Annotated in this window: 18 protein-coding genes; 5 read left to right on the top strand and 13 right to left on the bottom strand. The window is 74.0% G+C overall.

Annotated elements, in window-relative coordinates:
• Positions 1-56 precede the first annotated feature (56 nt).
• From AC0VX6_RS11010 to AC0VX6_RS10990, 5 genes are all read right to left on the bottom strand, one after another.
• Positions 57-1,061, bottom strand: coding sequence for an IS3 family transposase (locus AC0VX6_RS11010; protein ID WP_475469310.1), 1,005 nt, complete (start codon positions 1,059-1,061; stop codon positions 57-59).
• A gap of 20 nt (positions 1,062-1,081) precedes the next feature.
• Positions 1,082-1,459: a hypothetical protein gene (locus AC0VX6_RS11005; RefSeq protein WP_274973830.1), complete on the bottom strand. Its 378-nt coding sequence runs from the start codon at positions 1,457-1,459 to the stop codon at positions 1,082-1,084.
• A 161-nt stretch (positions 1,460-1,620) separates the two neighbouring features.
• Positions 1,621-1,854 (bottom strand): DUF397 domain-containing protein, encoded by a 234-nt coding sequence (locus AC0VX6_RS11000; RefSeq protein WP_475483716.1) that lies wholly within the window; start codon positions 1,852-1,854, stop codon positions 1,621-1,623.
• Positions 1,855-1,914: 60 nt separating this feature from the next.
• Positions 1,915-2,100, bottom strand: a complete 186-nt coding sequence (locus AC0VX6_RS10995; RefSeq protein WP_475468452.1) for a DUF397 domain-containing protein — start codon at positions 2,098-2,100, stop codon at positions 1,915-1,917.
• Complete coding sequence (locus tag AC0VX6_RS10990) at positions 2,101-2,952, bottom strand: DUF5753 domain-containing protein (RefSeq protein ID WP_475468450.1); 852 nt, start codon at positions 2,950-2,952, stop codon at positions 2,101-2,103.
• Positions 2,953-3,237: 285 nt separating this feature from the next.
• Between AC0VX6_RS10990 and AC0VX6_RS10985 the strand changes: the two genes are divergently transcribed.
• From AC0VX6_RS10985 to AC0VX6_RS10965, 5 genes are all read left to right on the top strand, one after another.
• Positions 3,238-3,801 carry an ATP-binding protein gene (locus AC0VX6_RS10985; protein WP_475468448.1) on the top strand — a complete coding sequence of 188 codons (564 nt, stop codon included), beginning with the start codon at positions 3,238-3,240 and terminating at the stop codon, positions 3,799-3,801.
• A gap of 3 nt (positions 3,802-3,804) precedes the next feature.
• Positions 3,805-4,029, top strand: coding sequence for a hypothetical protein (locus AC0VX6_RS10980; protein WP_475468447.1), 225 nt, complete (start codon positions 3,805-3,807; stop codon positions 4,027-4,029).
• A complete protein-coding gene (locus tag AC0VX6_RS10975) occupies positions 4,026-4,349 on the top strand; it encodes a hypothetical protein (RefSeq protein WP_475468446.1) in 324 nt (107 codons plus the stop codon). The genes AC0VX6_RS10980 and AC0VX6_RS10975 overlap by 4 nt, the downstream gene beginning before the upstream one ends.
• A 265-nt stretch (positions 4,350-4,614) precedes the next feature.
• Positions 4,615-4,833, top strand: coding sequence for a hypothetical protein (locus AC0VX6_RS10970; protein ID WP_212640378.1), 219 nt, complete (start codon positions 4,615-4,617; stop codon positions 4,831-4,833).
• Positions 4,834-5,030: 197 nt separating this feature from the next.
• Positions 5,031-6,299 (top strand): tetratricopeptide repeat protein, encoded by a 1,269-nt coding sequence (locus AC0VX6_RS10965; RefSeq protein ID WP_475468445.1) that lies wholly within the window; start codon positions 5,031-5,033, stop codon positions 6,297-6,299.
• Between the two features lie 86 nt (positions 6,300-6,385).
• Here AC0VX6_RS10965 and AC0VX6_RS10960 read toward each other — a convergent pair whose 3' ends face one another.
• From AC0VX6_RS10960 to AC0VX6_RS10925, 8 genes are all read right to left on the bottom strand, one after another.
• A complete protein-coding gene (locus AC0VX6_RS10960) occupies positions 6,386-6,859 on the bottom strand; it encodes an SRPBCC domain-containing protein (RefSeq protein ID WP_274977427.1) in 474 nt (157 codons plus the stop codon).
• A gap of 234 nt (positions 6,860-7,093) precedes the next feature.
• Positions 7,094-9,643 carry an AMP-binding protein gene (locus AC0VX6_RS10955; protein ID WP_475468443.1) on the bottom strand — a complete coding sequence of 850 codons (2,550 nt, stop codon included), beginning with the start codon at positions 9,641-9,643 and terminating at the stop codon, positions 7,094-7,096.
• A complete protein-coding gene (locus tag AC0VX6_RS10950; RefSeq protein ID WP_475468441.1) occupies positions 9,640-11,937 on the bottom strand; it encodes a CoA transferase in 2,298 nt (765 codons plus the stop codon). The genes AC0VX6_RS10955 and AC0VX6_RS10950 overlap by 4 nt, the downstream gene beginning before the upstream one ends.
• Positions 11,934-13,595 (bottom strand): AMP-binding protein, encoded by a 1,662-nt coding sequence (locus AC0VX6_RS10945; protein WP_274977424.1) that lies wholly within the window; start codon positions 13,593-13,595, stop codon positions 11,934-11,936. Before AC0VX6_RS10945 ends, AC0VX6_RS10950 begins: the two co-directional genes overlap by 4 nt.
• Positions 13,592-14,962 carry a protoporphyrinogen/coproporphyrinogen oxidase gene (locus AC0VX6_RS10940; RefSeq protein ID WP_274977423.1) on the bottom strand — a complete coding sequence of 457 codons (1,371 nt, stop codon included), beginning with the start codon at positions 14,960-14,962 and terminating at the stop codon, positions 13,592-13,594. The genes AC0VX6_RS10945 and AC0VX6_RS10940 overlap by 4 nt, the downstream gene beginning before the upstream one ends.
• A complete protein-coding gene (locus AC0VX6_RS10935) occupies positions 14,959-15,945 on the bottom strand; it encodes a UbiA family prenyltransferase (RefSeq protein WP_475468439.1) in 987 nt (328 codons plus the stop codon). The genes AC0VX6_RS10940 and AC0VX6_RS10935 overlap by 4 nt, the downstream gene beginning before the upstream one ends.
• Positions 15,942-17,093 (bottom strand): DegT/DnrJ/EryC1/StrS family aminotransferase, encoded by a 1,152-nt coding sequence (locus AC0VX6_RS10930; protein WP_274977421.1) that lies wholly within the window; start codon positions 17,091-17,093, stop codon positions 15,942-15,944. The genes AC0VX6_RS10935 and AC0VX6_RS10930 overlap by 4 nt, the downstream gene beginning before the upstream one ends.
• Complete coding sequence (locus AC0VX6_RS10925; RefSeq protein WP_475469308.1) at positions 17,090-18,295, bottom strand: DegT/DnrJ/EryC1/StrS family aminotransferase; 1,206 nt, start codon at positions 18,293-18,295, stop codon at positions 17,090-17,092. The genes AC0VX6_RS10930 and AC0VX6_RS10925 overlap by 4 nt, the downstream gene beginning before the upstream one ends.
• Between the last annotated feature and the right edge of the window lie 70 nt (positions 18,296-18,365).

Here is an 18,365-nt window from a genome sequence, read left to right as displayed (position 1 = left end):
TGGAGCCGAATGACGGGATTGCGGAACTTGTCAAGTCAAATGAGACGGTGACCTGGTCAAACGTTCTGTGGCGTGTGGTCCCGGCGGTGGGCTGGATCGTTGATCCACACGGTCTCGGGAACCTGGGGCGGTCGCGGTGGACGCGAGAACCGCTCCGGACGGGCGGCATAGGCCTGGGCCAGGGTGGCGGCCCGCTGGTCGCGGACCTGAGCGGCCGTACCGAAGTGCACCGAGGCCGGGGTGTGGTAACCGATCCCTGAATGGCGGTGCTCGTGGTTGTAGTAGGCCATGAACCCGTCCAACCACTGGCGGGCGTGTGCCAGGGAAGCGAACCGGTCCGGGTAGTCCGACGTGTACTTGAGGGTTTTGAACTGCGCCTCTGAGTATGGGTTGTCGTTGGACTGCTTGGGGCGAGAGTGCGAGCGCTCGATGCCCAGGTCCAACAACAGTTGGGAGACCTCCTTGGAGGTCATCGCCGCACCCCGGTCAGCGTGCAGCACTGCCGGGGCGATGCTGCTGGCCTTGGCCAGATCCGCGATCAGCTCCGCGGCCCGCTTGCCGGACTCGGCTCGCTCCACGGTGTGCGCGGCCACGTAGCGCGAGTAGATGTCGATGATGACGTAGGCGTGGAAGTACGCGCCCCGCCCAGGTCCTTTGAGGCGGGTGATGTCCCAGGTGAAGACCTGCCCGGGCCCGTCCGCCCGCAACTCGGGGACCGTCTTGGGCGGGTGGGTGGCCGTGCGGCGGCGCTCGCCCGTCTGGCCGTGTTCGCGCAGGATCCGGTACATGGTGGAGACCGAGCAGTGGTAGCGGCCCTCGTCGAGTTCGCGGGCCCAAATCTGGGCGGGTGGTAACTCGGCGTAGGCGGGGCTGTTCATCAGCTCCAGGACCGCGGCGCGCTCGGCACTGGTCAGGGTTGAGGGCGGTGGTGTGCGCGGGGCTGGTTTCTTGGGCTCGGGCGGGTTGAGGCGGCGGTGGTGGGTGGCGCGGGAGCGCCCCAGGAGCTGGCAGGCCCTGACGATGCCGGTGTGGGGGCGCAGGTCTTGGACCGCCTGGTGCAGGACGGGTTCGAGGTGCTTGTTCAGTCCGCGCTCTTGGAGAGTGCCTGCAAGAGCGCGGAGGCTTTTCCCATGACCTCCAGGGCGTGGTCGCGTTCGGCCACGTCCTTCTCCAGTTTGGCGACCCGGGTGCGCAGCCGTTCGGCCTCGGCTTGGGCGGGGTGCTTCTTGGCCCGTGTGGGTGAGGTGCGCCTGTCGGTGAGGTTTTCCAGGGCGCCGGCGTCGCGGGCGTTGCGCCACTCGATGATGTGGGAGTGGTAGAGGCGTTCACGGCGCAGCAGGGCGGCGCGTTCGGCTCCGGTGGCGCACGCGTCGTGCTCGGCGATGATGCGCAGCTTGTACTGGGCGGAGAAGGTCCGGCGTTGGGGTTTGGCTGCGGGGTTGGTGTTCTGGCTGGTCATACGGGTGATGCTCCCCTGTTGGTCTCTGCCTGCCTAAACGGACATGAAGTGATGTTTCATCCCAATCTGACAGAGAGGGTTGGCTCCGAGTACCACTGAGCCCCGGAAGCGGAAGCGCTGCCGGGACTCGACGTTGTGGGGATGCGGGAGGGGTGAGGGTGTCAGGAGGTGGCGTTCGCTGCCTTCAGCGAAGAGACGAAGGTGTGCCACTCGGCGGAGGCGAAGGCCAGGTGGCCCAGCTCAGGCTGCTTGGAGTCACGGACGTAGGTGCCGGACTCGACGTCCGCCACCTCGACGCACTCACCGCTCGCTTTGGAGTGGCTGCTCTTCTTCCAACTTGCGACCTCGACACAGTTGTTCCCTGCGCCGCTGTAGGACGTCTTACGAAAGACCAAGTCTCCGAACATGAGACCCCCAAGACCTGACAGCACCGTCCACACGAGTCTGGCAGGCTCTCAAACGCTCAAGGAGAAGACAAAGGTGTTCCACTCAGTCGAGGGGAACGCCAGATGTCCAAGTTCAGGCTGCTTGGAGTCACGGACATACGCACCGGACTCGACGTCCGCCACCTCGACGCACTCCTTGCCCGTACCGCTATAGCTACTGGTACGCCAAAGTGCCTGTGTGGGGTCGACAGCCATCTATCCCGTCTCCTTCAGCAGTTCATGGATGAACGCGGTGGTGGCGCTTGCATCCAGCGCCACCTTGTGGAACCTCGCGGCTGCAAGGGTATACCGCGCTACATCCTTGGCATCCTCCACATACACATCACCGAAAAGCCCTTCCTGGTAGGCGACTGGAGCGTCTTCTGGATCAGGGAACTCGAAGATGGTGAACTGCCCCGATTGCCCCGTGTACACACCCTTCGTGAAAGGCACTACCTGGATGGTGATGTTGGGCCTCTGGTTAAGTTCGAGCAGTCTGTTGAGCTGGCCCCTGTGCACTTCCTCGTCCAGCACAGTCCGCCGAAGCACGACTTCATCGAGAACAGCCAGTACCTCAGGCGGGCTCTCGCGAGCAAGGATGCCTTGGCGCTCTATCCGGACGGACAGTTGCCGCGCCATCTCATCGTCATCGCCAGTGGCATGCATGGCCTGAATCGAAGCACTAGCGTAGCCCTCCGTCTGAAGCAGACCAGGTAGCAGGTTCGGCGCATAGACGCTGATCTTGGCCGCGTCGTTCTCCATGACGAAGAAGCTTTCGCCCTGGTAGAGGTCCCGGTAGGCCAGCCACCACCCGCGCTTCCACGCGTCCTTACCCAGCTGGAAGAGGGACTCGCGCTCGGGCGAGCGCACGCCGTACAGCTCCAGCAGCTCGTCCAGGTCATCGAGGATGAGCCGACTCTCGCCGCGCTCGATCCGGTACAGCTTCGTCTTGTGCCACCCGAGCTGCCCGGCGACGTCCTCAGGGCTCATCCGCCGCTCGTCGCGAAGACGCCGTAGCTCGCGCAGCAGGCGCTTCCCCCGCACCGACAGGCTGAGCCGCGTCCTCATAGTCACTCCACTCATGGCGTCGTCCGGTGTACGTCGGCCCATCTTGCCAGCCTCCAGCCCTATCACGAGGACTAAAAATGCGATGAACTATTAAAGATCTCTTGCGTTAACCCTCTGTAGTGTTGATGATAGAGACCAAGAGCACAGCTCAGGGGTGACTTGGTGAAGTCGCCGAATGCCGTGCCTACGAAAAACGGCCCTGGTCAGGTGCGGACACACCTGGCCAGGGCCTGAGCCCACAACCTGTAGGAGCAGGTGAGGACCTTGGACAACCGTAGTACTCCCATGCCCGAACCCCCTCGGCGGCCCGAGCTTCGGCGCTACCTCGGGCGCTTCCCCGGGGCGCTGTCCGCCGTCAAGGACGCGCGCGACTGGCTCTCCCACCGTCTGGAACTGGCGCGGACCCCCGTCTCCCCCGCCCAGGACGCACTCCTGATCCTGAGCGAACTCGCCACGAACGCCCTGCTGCACTCCCCCGCCGGAGCACGCGGCGGGGCGTTCCTCGTCTCGCTGTTCGCCTCGGCTCACTGCCTCCGCGTCTCCGTGCGCGGCTGCGACGACGACCGCGTTCCCGCCCTCCAGGCGGTTCCGGCCGACCCCGGATCCGAGCACGGACGCGGCCTCTTCCTCGTCAACGCCCTGGCCGACACCTGGGGCGTCGAACGCACCCCACACGGACCGGCCGTCTTCTTCACCCTGGGCTGGAATCCGGACCAGCCGGACCAGCCGCAGGGCCCCGTCCGGCCGCTCAGGCTGCCCCGGCAGCGGACCGCGCAGCCCCATACACCACAGCAGCCACCTGCGGTTCCGGCGCCCCGAACGGCCATGCGGAACCGGAGCGGGTGGTGAACCGTGCCCGGCTACGGCCTCTATCCCAGCACGGAGATCCGTCGCCTGCGCGGCGACTTCCCCGACCACCTCATCTGCGAACTCCACGACGAGTCGGGGCGCCCGGTCCTCGTCGCCACGCTGGCCCGCCGGTGCTGCCCCTGCCCGGCCGTTCTGGTCACCGCCAGCGACCCGACCGCCCTGCGCCGGGCCCTGGCTCTGTCTCCGCAACGGAAGAGCACCCGGTGACCGCCGTGGCAGAGGCACCGCGACCGGAGGTCTTCCCGAGGTGGTCCAGCCCCGTCACCCGTCCGGAACCCGGACGCGGTTCCAGCCCTCCAGCGCCCAGGCCCGGCCCGGGCGGTGACCCCCGAGTCGGGCTCGCGGCGCTGCGCCACCACGGCTGGACGGTCTGGTTCGGCCAGCACACCCGCCAGTACTGGGCCGCGCACACCGGTCGCATGCGGCTGGTCTGCGCCGACAGTCCCGAGGAGCTGATCCGCTCGGTCACCGCCGTCACAGGAGCACCGGGCACCTCACCCTTCCCTGGGTTCCACCGGAACCCCTGACCCTCAGGGGCGCCGCACCCGGCCGTCCGCCGGTCGCGGCGCCCCTGTTCGCCACACCGCCGCGAAGGAGCGGAGAACCGATTATGAACCCCGCAAAGCTGTACGCGCTTGTGTCCCACGGGACCCCAGGGAAGAGAGTGGAAAAGGAGCAGAGAAGGGACCGGGACCGAGCGGACCGGAAACGGCCAGAACCCCTGTGGCGCAAGGCCTGCGTGCTAGTTTCGGCGTCCCCTGAAGGCCCCTCGCAAAGCCTGAACGGAGATCCATGGAACTGGAACTGCTCGCCAAGGACCCCGCCTCCGGAGGTAAGGGCTGCCCCTCGGTCTACCTCAGCGACACCGGAGAGTTCGTCGTCCAGGGCCCCGCTCTGGCACCGGAGGACTGGGCGAAGGTGGAGAACCCCCTGCCCGGGGAAACCGCGGTCCGCATCTCCCCGGAGGTCGTTCTCGCCGCCGTCGAACTCCACCGCCAGAGACAGGGCTGACCTCCTCCGGCGCCGGGTTCCGCAGCATCTGGGGAACCCGGCGCCGTCGTCTCCTGGCAGGAGCGGTACAGACCTCCCCGGTTTCCCGTGGAGCGGCCGAGCGGCTGCTCGACCGGCCGGACGCGGCGCTGAGCGACCTGGTACGCGAACTGGCCGCCGAGGATTCACGTCTGGACGCCCTTGCCGAGGAGGACGAGTTGAGTGATCTGCGCGCCGTGATGACGGCTTCCTACCGGGCCCTGGACGACGACACCGCCCGCTTCTTCCGGCGTCTGGGCCTGCATCCGGGGCCGGAGTTCTCCTGCGGGGCCGCCGCCGCGCTCACCGACACCGCACAGGCGGAAGCCCGGAGGCTCCTGGCCCGCCTGGCCCGCGCGAACCTCGTGGAGCGCCCGCGCGAGGACCGCTACCGCCTGCACGACCTGGTCCGCCTGTACGCGGTCGAGCGGGTCCGCGCCGAGGAAGGACCGGAGGCGGCGGGTGAGGCCGTCGGGAGGGCGGCCCGGTGGTACACGCACGCCGCCGCCCGGGCACAGCGCGTGGAACACCCGAACTTCCCGGTCGTCCCCGGGCGGGAACAGGATCACGAGTTGCCCGAGTTCGACTCCGTCCAGGACGCGCTGACCTGGTTCGAGACCGAGCGCGCGAACCTTGTGGCCGTGGTGCGGGCCGCCCTGGAGCACGGCCACCACGACACCGCCTGGCGGCTGCCCGCGAGCGTGTACGGACTGTTCGAGCTGCACCGGCACTGGCACGAGTGGCGCGACCTGCATGCGGTCGGCCTCCGGGCGGCCGAGAGCGCGGGCTCCTCCTTCGGGCTCGCCCGCAACCACCTGGGCATGGGCGACGCCCAGTGGCTGCTGGACGATCTCGACGCGGCCGTGCGGCACTACGAGTCCGCCCTGGAGGCCAACCGGGAAGCCGGTGACCCGTGGGTGGAGGGGTTCGCGCTGCGCCAACTGGGTGTGGTGGCCTGGCAGCGCGGCGAGCGCGACGGAACCGCCGCCGAACACGTCGAGCGGGCCATCGCGGTCTTCCGTGGGGCGGGCGAGCGGCGCGGCGCGGCGATGGGGCTGCTCAGCCTGGCCGACTTCGGCGTGGACCTCGGCCGTTGGGACGAGGCCCTCGACCACAGCCGGGCGGCGATCGAGGCGTTCGAGGCCATCGGCGCCGACTGGAGTGTGGCGTGGGCGCGCTGCACCCTGGGCCGGAGCCTCACCGGGTCGGGCCGGGCCCAGGAAGCCATGACCGCCTACCGGCAGGCCCTGCGCGTCTTCGAGGAGCGCGACGACCGGGACAGCCGGGCGGCCGCGCTGCTGGGTCTGGGCGACGCACGAGCCGAACTGGGCGACGCGGTCGGGGCCCGGGAGGCGTGGAACGCGGCCCTGGAGTACCTGCGCGACCACGACGACCCGCGCGCGGACGAGGTGGAGGAACGCCTGGGCCGCCTGGCCGCCGACGGCTGAGGACCGCGTGCAGGGCAGCCACTCCGATGTCCGGCAGGGCGGCCCGGTCCCGGGCGGACGCCTCCGCCCGGGACCGGGCCGCCGGGTCACCGTTCGACGTGGGCCGCGAGGTTGGCCAGGGACGAGGCGAGGGCCTCCTCGTGGACGGCGTGGTCGATGCCCCGGGGCACGTCGGCGGCCTCGACGGTGACCAGGGTGCCCTCCGGCGCCGCCGCGAGGGTCCAGGTCATGGTCATCGTCCCGGCGAAGTCGGGGTCGGGCGACTCGAAGCCGATCCGCTGCACGACCCGCTCCCCGGGCGCCAGCTCGGCGAAGGCGACCTCGGTGACGTCCTCCGTCTCCGAGGTCTTGCCCCGCCCCTCCTGCGGATCGAGGTAGGTCAGCACCATGCGGTACCCGCCCCCGGGCCACGGCTCGAAGCGGTCGATCCTGCCCGCCATGCCCTCCGGCGGCAGCCAGGCCGCGAGGGCGTCCGGTTCGGTCATCGCCGCGTAGACCGCCGCCGCGGAGGCGCGGACGGTCCTGCTCCCCCGGTCGGTGCGCGGTGCTCTCGATGTCATGGTCGCCCTCCCCTGACACTGCTGTGCGTGTACGCGGGCAACCTAGCCGACGCCCACGACAGAAGGCGTGCGTCCCGGTCAGGCCGGTTTGACCCGCGTGGTCTTGTGCTCATAGCGGGTCTGGGGCACCGAACCTCTCCATAAGTAAACGATCACCGCAGGTCAGGACACTCGCGTCACACCAGCGACGTTTCCGGCCGATGTCACCCGTGTCAGCGGACGCGGGCCACGCGCTCAGAGGGGGCGGCGGCCCTGGACCGAGTAGATCGCGCAGGAGCTGGCCCGGAAGGACGGGTCGGCCAGGAGCGCGCGCACCCGGGCGAGCCGCTCGTCGCTCATCCCCTCGCGTACGAAGGCGTCGCGCAGGTGGCGGGTGTGGTGCGCGATCAGGTGCACGCCCGGGGAGTCGGCGTCCCACAGCTCCAGCCGGGGCCGGGGGTCGATGTCCACCAGACCCGCGCCGCGCATCGCCTCGGCGGCGTTGCGCCCCCAGGCCGGGTCGGCCCCGGCGCGGACCATCAGCCTGGTCTTGGCCTCCTGGAACTCCTCGTAGAGCTTCTGGGACTCGGCGTCGGGCATGAGCAGCGCCGGGCCGTAGGTGATGTCGAACTCGTCGAGCTGGAGCACGCCGCCGGGCTTGAGCGCGCGCACCAGGCGTTCCAGGACCGCGATCCGCTCCGGGATGTGCAGCAGGACCAGCCGGGAGTGGATGAGGTCGAAGGCGGCCTCGGGCAACGGGTCGCGGACCACATCGTGGCGGAGGACCTCCAGGCCCTCGACGGCGGGGATGCGCTCGGGCTTGATGTCGGTGGCCAGCACGCTCCCGCCCGGGGAGACCCGGTCGGCCAGCCAGAGCGCGACGCTGCCTCCCCCGGCGCCCACCTCCAGGCAGTCCCACCCCGGCCCGACACCGGTCTGCTCCAGGCGTTCGGTGGTCACGGGGTCGTAGGCGGCGGCCAGGAAGCGGTGCTGGTCGAAGGCGTGATCGCTGTGGTTGTCGAAGACGTAGCGCTGGTCCTCGGCGGCGTCGGTCACCGGTGTCTCCTCGGGGGTCGGTCGGGTCGGTCGGATCGTCGGGGCCGGTCGGGTCGGTCCGGCCGTTCGGGCTACGGGGTCTGACGGGGCGCGACCGCCCCCGGCCGCGGCCCGGCCCGGCGGTCGGTGCGCGCCGACGGCCTCGGCGGCGACGCGGGTCAGGGTGGCCGTGCACACCTTCCCGGTCGGGCCGAGCGGCAGTTCGGGCAGCACGACCACGTGCTCGGGCAGCGCGCGCACGTCCAGGCCGCGTTCGTCGCGCAGGAAGGCGATGAGCTCCTGCGGGGAGGGCGCGTCGGCCCCCTCCGCAGAGGACACGCAGGCGCACATGCGCTCGCCCAGGTCGGGGTCGGGGACGGGGACGCAGTGGGCCTCCGCGAGGGCGGGGTGGGCGCCGAGTTCGCGCTCCACCTCGGCCGGGAAGATGTTGACGCCGCCCCGGATCACCGTCCGTCGCAGGCGGTCCACCACCCGCAGCGCGCCGTCGGGGTCCAGGCGGCCCAGGTCGCCGGTGCGCACCCATCCGCCCGGGGCCCGCCGCTCGGCGTCCAGCTCGGGCGCGGCGACGCGGCACAGCGGTGTCATCGGGCCCAGGGCCCAGATCTCGCCGGTCTCCCCCCGGGGAACCGGGCGCCCCCGCGGGTCGCGAATGCTCACCTCGGCCACGTCGGGGGCGGGGTCTCCGGCCAGGCCCGGTTCCCACGCCTCGGGGCGGCGGGCGGTGTGGCAGTTGACCCCGTCGGTGGAGCCGTAGACGTTGACCACGGGCTGCCCGAAGCGGGCGGCGCAGGCGTCGCGGACCTCCCGGTGCAGCGGGGCGCCGCTGGCCACCACCGCGCGCAGGGACGAGGTGTCGGCCCGCTCGGGCAGCGCAGCGATCCGCCGCAGCATGGTGGGCACGCCGATCAGGTGGGTGGGGCGGTGCAGCTCGATCGCGCGCAGCGCTGCGGCCGGGTCGAAGCGGGGCAGGACCACCAGGGTCGCGCCGAGCCCGGCCAGGGTCACCGGCACCCCGCAGGAGCCGAAGGAGGAGGCCAGCGACACCAGGACCAGGTTGCGCATGGGGCCGGGTCCGGTGTGCAGCGCCGCCACGTAGTTGGCCCGGCCGCCCGCCATGGCGTTGTGGCTGTAGGCGACCATGCCGGGTTCGCCCTCCGAGCCGGAGGAGACCAGGACGCGGGCCGGGGACTCGGGGTCGGGCCGGGCGGGACGCCAGTCCCGCAGCGTCGCGGCGTCGGGCCGGTCCAGGCTGCGCGTCCCGGGGCGGGCCGGGCCGAACGCCCACGTCCGGCGCAGGGTCGGCGGCGGGTCCGCGCGGCGGATCTGTCGGGCGCGCACCGGGGTGGTGACGAGGTCGGCGGCCCGGGAGCGGGCCAGCAGGCTGCGCACGTCGGCCGGGGACCGGCCGTCGGGGACGGGCAGCGCGACCGCGCCGACGGCGGCGACGGCGAGTTCGGCCACGACGGCCTCGCGCCCGTTGGGCAGCAGGACGCCGACGACGTCGCGCTCCCCCGTCCCCCCTGCGGCCAGGGCGGCGGCGGCGCGGCGCACGGCGGCGTCCAGCCCGGCGTAGTCGAGCGTGCCGCGGTCGTCGACGACGGCGTCGCGTCCGGGGTGGGCGAGCGCGTGCTCGTGGAAGAGGGTGTACAGGTCCCGGCCCGGGCACCAGCCGCGCGCGGTCCAGCGCGCGCGCAGGTCGGCCGGGACCAGGTCGCGCAGTTCCAGGCCGTTGGAGGAGATCCAGGTCATCGGTTCTCCACGGGCGTGTGGTCGGCCACGGCGCCGTCCGGAGACGTCGACGGTGCGGCGTGGGGGGTGTCCGGGCCGGTGGTCCTGGCGCTGGTGCCGCCGTTGGCGCGGTCGCGGGGACCGACGGTGACGCCGGGAGCGGGTTCGTTCCGTACGGGCGCGCCCCGGCGCGCGGCTCCGTCACGCGGCCCCGTCTCGGCGCTCGGTGCGTCGGCGGCGGGCGCGAAGCTCCACGGGGCACGGACGCAGGAAGCGCCGCCGACCGTGTCGAAGGCCGCCGCGAACGCCGGTGCGGCGGCCATCGCCGCCAGGTCCTCCACGGGTACGGGACCGATCCGCCCACCGGGAGCCGGGCCGCCGCTCTCCACGGGCGCGGTGACGCCTCCCGTCCGCGACGCGGCGCCGTCGCACTCCACGGCGACGAGGCCGCCTCGCGGTCCGGTCCGGGTGCGGTCCCACCGCTGGGGCACGGCGCCGTTGCGCTGGCCGGGTCCGGTGCCGCTCCGTCGCCCGGGAACGGGGGCGCTCTTCTCCTCGGGGCCGGGGAAGCTCTGCTCCCCGGGAGCGGGGGCACTCTTCTCCCCAGATCCCGGGCTGCTCTGTTCCCCGGGTCCGGGGACGCTCCGCTCCCCCTCTTCGGTCGCGGTGCCGCGTCCGGCGCGGCGCAGCAGCCGGGCCGCGTCCGACAGGGCGGTCCGGGCGCGGACCCCTGCGCCGGTGCGGGCGCGCAGCAGCAGCGCGGCCACCGCCCCCTCGGCGGCGAGGATTCCGCCGAGCACGTCGGTGAGGGTGAGCAGGGACGGCGCGGGCTCCTGCCCGGGTCCGGCCAGGAGGTCGGCCACCCCGCCGTGCGCCTGGACCAGGTAGTCGGTGGCCAGCGTGCCGGGTTCGGGGGCCCGGCCGCCCCACCCGTCGGCGTGCACGTGGACCAGGCCGGGGGCGGGGCCGGCGAGGTCGTCGGGGCCCAGGCCGAACCCCTCGGCGCGTCCGGGCGGCCAGTTGTAGAGCAGGACGTCGGCCGTGGCGGCCAGGTCACGGGCGGCCCGGCGCCCGGCCGCGGACTTGAGGTCGGTCTCGACCGCGCCCTTGCCCCGGTTCAGGGCCAGGAACCGGGCGGAGCTGTCCCCCGCCATCGGCGCCACCCCGCGCATGGGGTCGCCGCCCGGGGGTTCGATCCGCACGACCTCGGCGCCGAGCATGGCGAGCAGCAGCCCGGCGAGCGGGCCCTGCACGCGGTTGGTGGCCTCCACCACCCGCAGTCCGGCCAGGGGCGCGGCGGCGTCGGGGCCGAGCGCTGCCAGCGGGGCGGCCGGGGTCACGGCGGCGTCCCGCGCGCGCAGCCGCCACTCCGAGGCCGGGGCGGGTTCCCCGGCGTCCCGGACGGCGCGGACGAGGACCAGGCTCATGCCCGCGTCGCGGGCGGCCAGGCGGACCCGGGCGAGGTCCACGGCCGCGATCGCGGCGGGCAGCTCGGGCGGCAGCGGGCACACCGCGGTGGCGAAGCGCCGCTGGAAGGGCGGCCACCCGGCGGCGATCGCGGCCGGGGCGGCGCCCAGGCCGGTCCAGAACCGCAGCCAGACCTCGGCGTCCAGGGTCTCGATCTCGAAGCGCGCTCCGTCGGCGGAGCGGAAGGGCGGAACGGTCCCGGGCACGACAGCACCGCGGCCGCCACCGGTACCAGCGCCTCCCGCGTCGAGCGCGGGCGAGCCCGCGGGAACTCCCTGTCCCGGGGCGGTGGCCGCGGCCACGTAGGGCCCCGCCGCGAGCAGGGCGGCCTGGGCCGCGGAGACCGACGCCGACAGCGCCGGGCCGCCGCGCGCCAGGGCCAGCGCGCAGGCCGCCACCGCCTGAGCGGCCAGCACCCCCGCGCACACCGACGCGTAGTCCACCCCCAGGAACCGGGGCGCCCCGCGGGCCCGGCCGTGCAGGTGCGCCAGCCCGCAGGCGGCCTGGACGCCGCGCTCCCCCGCCAGGGGCGCCGCGACCGGCCCGGACCAGCCGATGGCGCAGCCGACCGGTACCGGCAGCGCCCGGGTTCCCCCTCCGCCGGAGCCGTCAGCGCCCGGGGCCGCGCCGGAGCCGTTCCCGCCCGGGCCCCACTCGCCCGGGACGGCCACCAGGCCGATCCACCCGGCCGGCGCCTGCGGGGGCAGGGGCCCCTCGGCCCGGGAGACCTCGCAGCCGAGCGCCTCCAGGCGCGCCGCCGCGATGCGCAGCGCGACCGAGTCGCCCACCGCCCGCGCGGCGGCCCCGGCGAGCGGGAGCGGGGCCGCGTCCACCGGCTCGGCGGTCACGTCCACTTCCCCGTTCCGCAGGTGTCGGGGCGCAGGCCCAGGTGCTCGCGCAGCACGGAGCGGCGGACCTTGCCGGTGCCGGTGCGCGGCAGCTCGTCCCAGGTCAGCACCACCGGGTCGGCGAGTTCGGGCAGGTCGGCGACGGCTCCGCGCCAGGCCACGATGTCCAGGCCCCCGCTCTCGGTGGCCACCACCGGCACCGGGGGCCCGTCCGGAACGCTCAGGACGACGCACTCCAGCACCTCGGGCAGGCGGTCGTCCACGACGTCCTCCACCTCCAGGCAGCCGCCCTCGCGCAGGGCGTCCACCTCGCGGTCCACCAAGCGCAGCGCGCCGGTGCGGCTGAGGACACCGATGTCGCCGGTGTTCCACCACTCGCCCACCAGCTTGGACCGCCACCGGCCCTCCTCGCCGACGTAGCCCAGGCACAGGGCCTCGGTGCGGCAGAAGATCAGGCCGGGCGTACCGGCCGGGACGGGGCGCGTGGTGTGCGGGTCGACCGCGCGCAGTCTGGTGCGGGTGGGGATGGGCCGGCCCAGGTGGCGGGTGGTGGGGTGGCGCCCGTTCTCCGCGGCCATCGCCCGCCGGGTGAGGAACCGGAAGGTCAGCGGCCCGGTCTCGCTCTGGCCCCAGCCCTGCATCCACACCGGGCGCCGGTGGCCGGTGGCGCCCAGGAAGGCGCGCACGGTCGGCGGGTGCACGGCGTCGAAGGTGCTGACGTAGAGCCGCACCCGGTCGAACGGGGCGTCCTCCCGCTCCGCCCGGTCCTGCCAGCGCGCGAAGACCGCGGGCGCGGCCTCCAGGGTGGTGGGGCGGTGCCGCTCCAGCAGCGGCCCGGCCTCGGCCCAGTCGGCGCCGGTGACCACGGACAGCCCGCCCGGGGACAGCCACAGCACGCTGGCGGTCCAGGCGAGCGCGCGCCCGTGCGCGAAGGAGTACGCGCCGGTCACCGTGTCGTCGGGGCGGCTGCTCAGCACGGGCCAGCGGTGCGCCTCGAACCCGGCCAGGCGGCGCATGATCGTGCGGGTGGAGTGCGGGACCAGCTTGGGCACGCCCGTGGTGCCGGAGGTGTGCATGATCGCCAGGGGCGCGTCCAGGTGCGGCCTGCGCGGCGGCGGGGCCTCGGTGCCGCGCACGTCGTCCAGGCGCAGGACGCTCCCGGCCGGGCCCCCTCCTCCGACGGGGACCCCGTCCCCGGCCGGACCCGCGCCCCGCGCCGGGTCGTCGATGACCAGGGTGCGGGCCGCGTGCACGGCGGGGTCGGCCCCCGCCTCCCGGGACGCGGCGAGCAGGGCGGCGTCGGTGACCAGCAGCGCCGGGTCCAGGCGCTTGAGCAGGACCTCCAGCGCGTCCGGCTCCAGGTGCGCCGACAGCGACGCGGGCACCGCGCCCAGCCGGGCCGCGGCGGAGTTGAGCAGGACGTAGTCCCAGTGGTTGCGCTTGGCGATCGCGACGCGGTCGCCGGGCCGCACACCGGCCGCCGCGAGCCACCCGGCCGCCTCTCGGACCAGTTCGGCCACCCGGGGCACGTCCAGCTCGGTGCCCAGGCCGGGGGCGATGTCCAGCGGTCTGCTCAGGTGCACGGCGGTCGTGGAGCCGCGCTCGACCAGGTCGTCGAAGAGGGTGCCCAGGTGCAGGGGCTTGGTGAACAGCGTCATCGTCGTCGGTCCTCACTGGAGGCGGGAGCGGGTGTCTGGGCCGTCGAGGCGAGGAAGGCCAGGACCCGCGCGGCGGCCGCGGCCCCGGAGGAGACCGCGCCCTCGCTGCACGGGCGCAGCGAGATCCAGTCCCCGGCGTAGTCCACGGCCGCGGGCGGGCGGACGGCAAAGGCGGCGCGCTCGCGCAGGGCGCGCGGCCCCGCGGCGGGCAGGCCGTGGCGGAAGCGGTGCACGCGCACGGCCTCCACGTGCCGGGACAGGCCGGGCAGCAGGAGTTCGGCGCGGGCGGTGAGCCGCTCCGCCACCAGTGCGTCGGAGGCGTCCAGGAGTTCGGCCGCACCGCGCGGCGAGGCGACCAGGGAGACCAGGCCCCGGCCGGACGACACCCGGCCCGGGTGCTTGTTGTGGTCGGCGGTGACCACGTTGAGCAGCGGGTCCTCCGGGGCGGGCACCAGGGTGGCGAAGCCGCCGCGCGCCCCGGCCGGTTCCATCGGGCGGTCCAGGACCAGGGAGACGCGGAGCATGGGCGCGTACTCGCAGGCCTCCAGGTAGGCGCGCTCGACGCCGGACGCGCCGGGGTGGAGCACGGCCGCGAGCGGGGCGGGCACGGCCAGCACGGCCGCGCGGGCGGTGACCGTGCCCGCCGGGGACTCCAGCCCGACCCCGTCGGGGCCCGCGGACACACTGGTCACGGGGTGGCCGGTGACCACGTCGAGCCGGTCGGCCAGGGCCCGCGCGAGGGTGTCCATGCCGTCGCGGTAGGTGCGCCAGCGGGCGCTGCTGCCCGCGGAGACCAGGTGCGCGGCGAAGGGGGCGGCGGCCGTGTGCTCGGGGTCCCAGCCGAAGAACCCGGCGGCCAGGGGACCGAGCAGCCGGTGGCGCAGCTCCGGGTGGTAGGGGCGGAGCAGTTCGGCCAGGGTGCGCGCGCCCAGCGGGGAGCGCTCGGGGTGTTCGGGGTCCGGGCCGAGGCGGGCCAGCTGGATCTGGAGGCGCAGCAGGTCGGCCCGCGCGCGCGGGGACAGCCCGGCGCCGGTGAGCAGGCCCAGGGGGCGGCCCACGTGCGGTCGGGCCCGGCCCCCGCGCCAGGAGGCCAGGGCGCCGCGGATGCGGGGCACCGCGCGGCGGTCGGCGTCCAGGCCGACCTCGCGGATCAGCTTCCAGGTGGCCGGGTAGGCCTTCGCCGGGGGCAGCATCTCCGCGCCGGTGTCGATGAGGCAGCCGTGCTCGCGCAGGGTGCGCATGCGTCCGCCCACGGCCTCGGCGGCCTCCAGGACGCGGACCGAGCGGCCCGCGCGGGCCAGCGCGTGGGCGGCGGCCAGTCCGGCGGGGCCCGCTCCGACCACCGCGACGTCGAGCACCCCGCTCATACGGCGTCTCCCAGGAGCGCGGGCGCCAGCAGGTGGGCGGCGATGAGCAGGACCACGGTGACCCGGTGGGTGTGGATGGCCAGGCGGCGGGCGCGCAGGATGTCGTTCTGGACGAACCCGATGAAGAGCTGGGCCACCCGCATCAGGAAGACGGGGGCCAGGACGATCGGGAACCACCACGGGGAGATCCCGGCCAGGGTGGAGCCGCTGATGAGCAGGCTCTCCGCCGCGGTCGCCGCGATGATGAAGGCGGTGTTGAGGCGCCTGGGCACCAGCGCGGCCACGGTGATCCGCCCGGCGGCGCGGTCGCCCGCGGCGTCGTTGGTGTTGGAGTACAGGCCGAAGAGCATCGGTCCGAAGCCGAACAGCAGGGCCTGGACCACGACGAAGCCGTTCAGCTCCCCGGCGAGCAGCCCGTAGGGCACCAGGACCCAGCCCACGCCCAGGCCGATGAGGAAGACCTCCTGGAAGCCCCGGTAGCTGATCTTGAGGCCCCAGGAGTACTGGACCGAGGCGACCACGCACAGGGCGGCCAGGGCGACCGCCCAGGCGGGCTGGTGCGGGGCGGCCAGGACGACCAGGCCCCAGAGCAGGGCGCTCACCGCGGTGGCCGCCCAGGCGAAGCGCAGCGCCTGCGGTTCGGTGAGCGTCCCGGCGACGAGGGGTTTGCGGGCCAGCCGGCGACGGGCCGCGTCCGAGCCGTAGTTGGCCGCGTCGCTGCCGTCGCGGTAGCCGGTGACGTCGTCGAAGGCGACCATGGCGGCCACCACGGCCACTTCGGCGAGCAGGATGAGCAGGAGCAGCCCCAGTGTGCCCGGCTCCCAGCGCAGCGCGGGCGCGAGCATGGCCAGTACCAGGGGCAGGCCGATGTAGTAGTCGTAGATGTCGAGCTTGGCCAGCCGGGCGTAGGCGGCCGGGGTGCCCCGGGGCGGCGCGGCCGCGGGCGCCGGGGCGGCGGGGGGTGCGGCGGTGTGGTCGGTCATCTTGTTCTCCTGGAACGGTCGGCGAACGCGCACACGGTGTCGGCGATGTGCTCCACCTGGGCGTCGTCCAGGTGCGGGTACAGCGGCAGGGAGATGTTGCGCCGGGCCGCCGACTCCGCGTCGGGCCAGCGGGCCCCGGCCCGGGCGTAGGGAGCGAACGCGGGCTGGGCGGGCAGGGCTCGCGGGTAGTACACGTGGGTGTCGATCCCGTGCGCGGACAGGTGGACGCGCAGGTCGTCGCGCTCCTCGGCCAGGAGCGTGTAGACGTAGTGGCAGCGCCCGTCGCCGCCCGTGGGCGGCGCCGTGATCCCGGCTCCGGCCAGTCGCGCGAACCGGCTGGAGTAGTAGGTGGAGATCTCGGCCCGGCGGGCGAGCCGGTCCTCCAGCCCGCTCAGCCGGTGCAGCTGGAACTCGGCCATCACCTCGTCGAAGCGGCTGTTGAGGCCGATCCGGTGGTGCAGGAAGCGGTGTGTGCCGTCCTGGCCGTGGTTGCGCAGCATCCGCACGCGCACGGCGAGTTCGGCGTCCGCGGTGACCACCACGCCGCCCTCGCCGGGCATGCCGAAGGTCTTGACCTGGACGAAGGAGTAGACCCCGGCGTCGCCCCACAGCCCGGCGGGGCGGCCGCCGAGGGTTCCGCCCTGGGCCAGCGCGGAGTCCTCGACCAGGCGCAGCCCGTACTGGTCGGCCAGGTCCCGGAACCGGGGCATGGCGGCCATCATCGAGAACACGTGCGCGGGCATGACCGCGCGGGTGCGCGCGGTGAGGGCGGCCTCGGCGGCGTCCGGGTCCAGGGTCAGGGAGACCGGGTCGACGTCGGCGAAGACCGGGCGCGCGCCGCGTTCGACGACGGTGCTGGCCAGCGGCGCGCAGCCGAAGGCCGGTACCACCACCTCGTCTCCGGGGCCGATCTCCATGGCCGCCAGGACCAGGGTGAGCGCGGAGGTGCCGCTGGAGCAGGCGACGACGTCGGCGGCGGCGAGGCGGTCGCGCAGTTGGCGTTCGAGGAGGGCGGTGCGCTCGCCGAGGATGAACTTCTGCGCGCCGCCGGTGCCGGTGGCGTGGACGGCCTCCAGCAGGACGTCGCGGTCGGCGTCGAACAGGTCGGGGGCGAAGAAGGGGATGCGCTGCCCGGTCGCCGTGGTCATCGGTGCCTCCGAACGCAGAAGTCCTCGATCTCCTCGCAGACCCGGTCCGCCTGGGCGTCGGTCAGGTCGGGGTAGAGCGGCAGGGCCACCGCCGCCTCGCAGGCCGCCTCGGCGCGCGGGAAGTCGCCGGGCGCGTATCCCAGGTGGGTGAAGCAGGGCTGCAGGTGCAGCGGGATCGGGTAGTAGGTCTCGGTGCCGATCCCGGCCCCGGCCAGGTGGGCGACCAGGGCGTCGCGGTCGTCGGCCTCGACGAGGTGGACGTAGACGACGCGGTCGCCGCCGGGGTGGGGCGCGACGGCGCCGGGCACCGCGCGTATCCCGGGCAGGTCGCGCAGGCGGGCGTCGTAGCGCGCGGACAGCTCGGCCCGGCGGGCGATGTCGGCGTCGAGCCGGGAGAGCTTGGCCAGCAGCACGGCGGCCTGGATGTCATCCATCTTGCTGTTGCAGCCGGCGACGACCGTCGGGTTGGCGATGCCGGGGAATTCGTCCAGGGTCCGCCCGGAGCGGCCGTGGTGGCGCAGTGCCCGCGCGGTCTCGGCGACGGCGTCGTCGTCGGTGAGCAGCGCGCCCGCGTCGCCGATGGCGCCGAGGGTCTTGGAGGGGAAGAAGGACAGCACGCCGCCGGTGCCGAGCAGTCCGGCGTGCACGCCGCGCAGCCGCATGCCGATGGCCTCGGCGCTGTCCTCCAGCACGGTCAGGCCGCGGCGCCGGGCGACCTCGCGCACGCCCTCCATGTCGGCCAGGCGGTCGAACAGGTGGACCGGCATGACCATCCGGGTGCGGGAGGTGGCCACCGCGTCCACCGAGGCCGGGTCGATGCCGTACCCGTGCTCCTCGATGTCGGCGAAGACCGGGACGCCCCCGGCGAGGACGACGGAGCTGGCGGTGGCGACGAAGGAGTAGGCGGGGACGATCACCTCGTCGCCGGGGCGCAGCCCGGCGGCGCGCAGCAGGATGACGAGGGCGTCGGTTCCGGAGTTGACGCCGACCACGTGCCGGGCGCCGGTCCAGCGGGCCAGGGCGTCCTCGAACTCGGCGACCATGGCCCCGTGCGAGAACTTGCCCCGGTCCATGACCCGGAGGCAGTTGTCCCGGATGCGCGGCCACAGTTCCGCGAAGCTCCGGGACTGGTCGAAGAAGGGGACGGGGAGGCGTGTTCTGCCGGGGGGCGCCGCCTCGGGGGGTTCGAGCGTTCTCTTCAACTTCTCCACGTTTCTACGCTGCGGGAGGGGGCGGTCGCCGGCCGGGGCGGCGGGCCTCGGCCGGGGCGGG

The organism is Nocardiopsis sp. iso_25, assembly GCF_056173305.1.
This window is presented reverse-complemented; position numbering and strand designations above follow the sequence as displayed.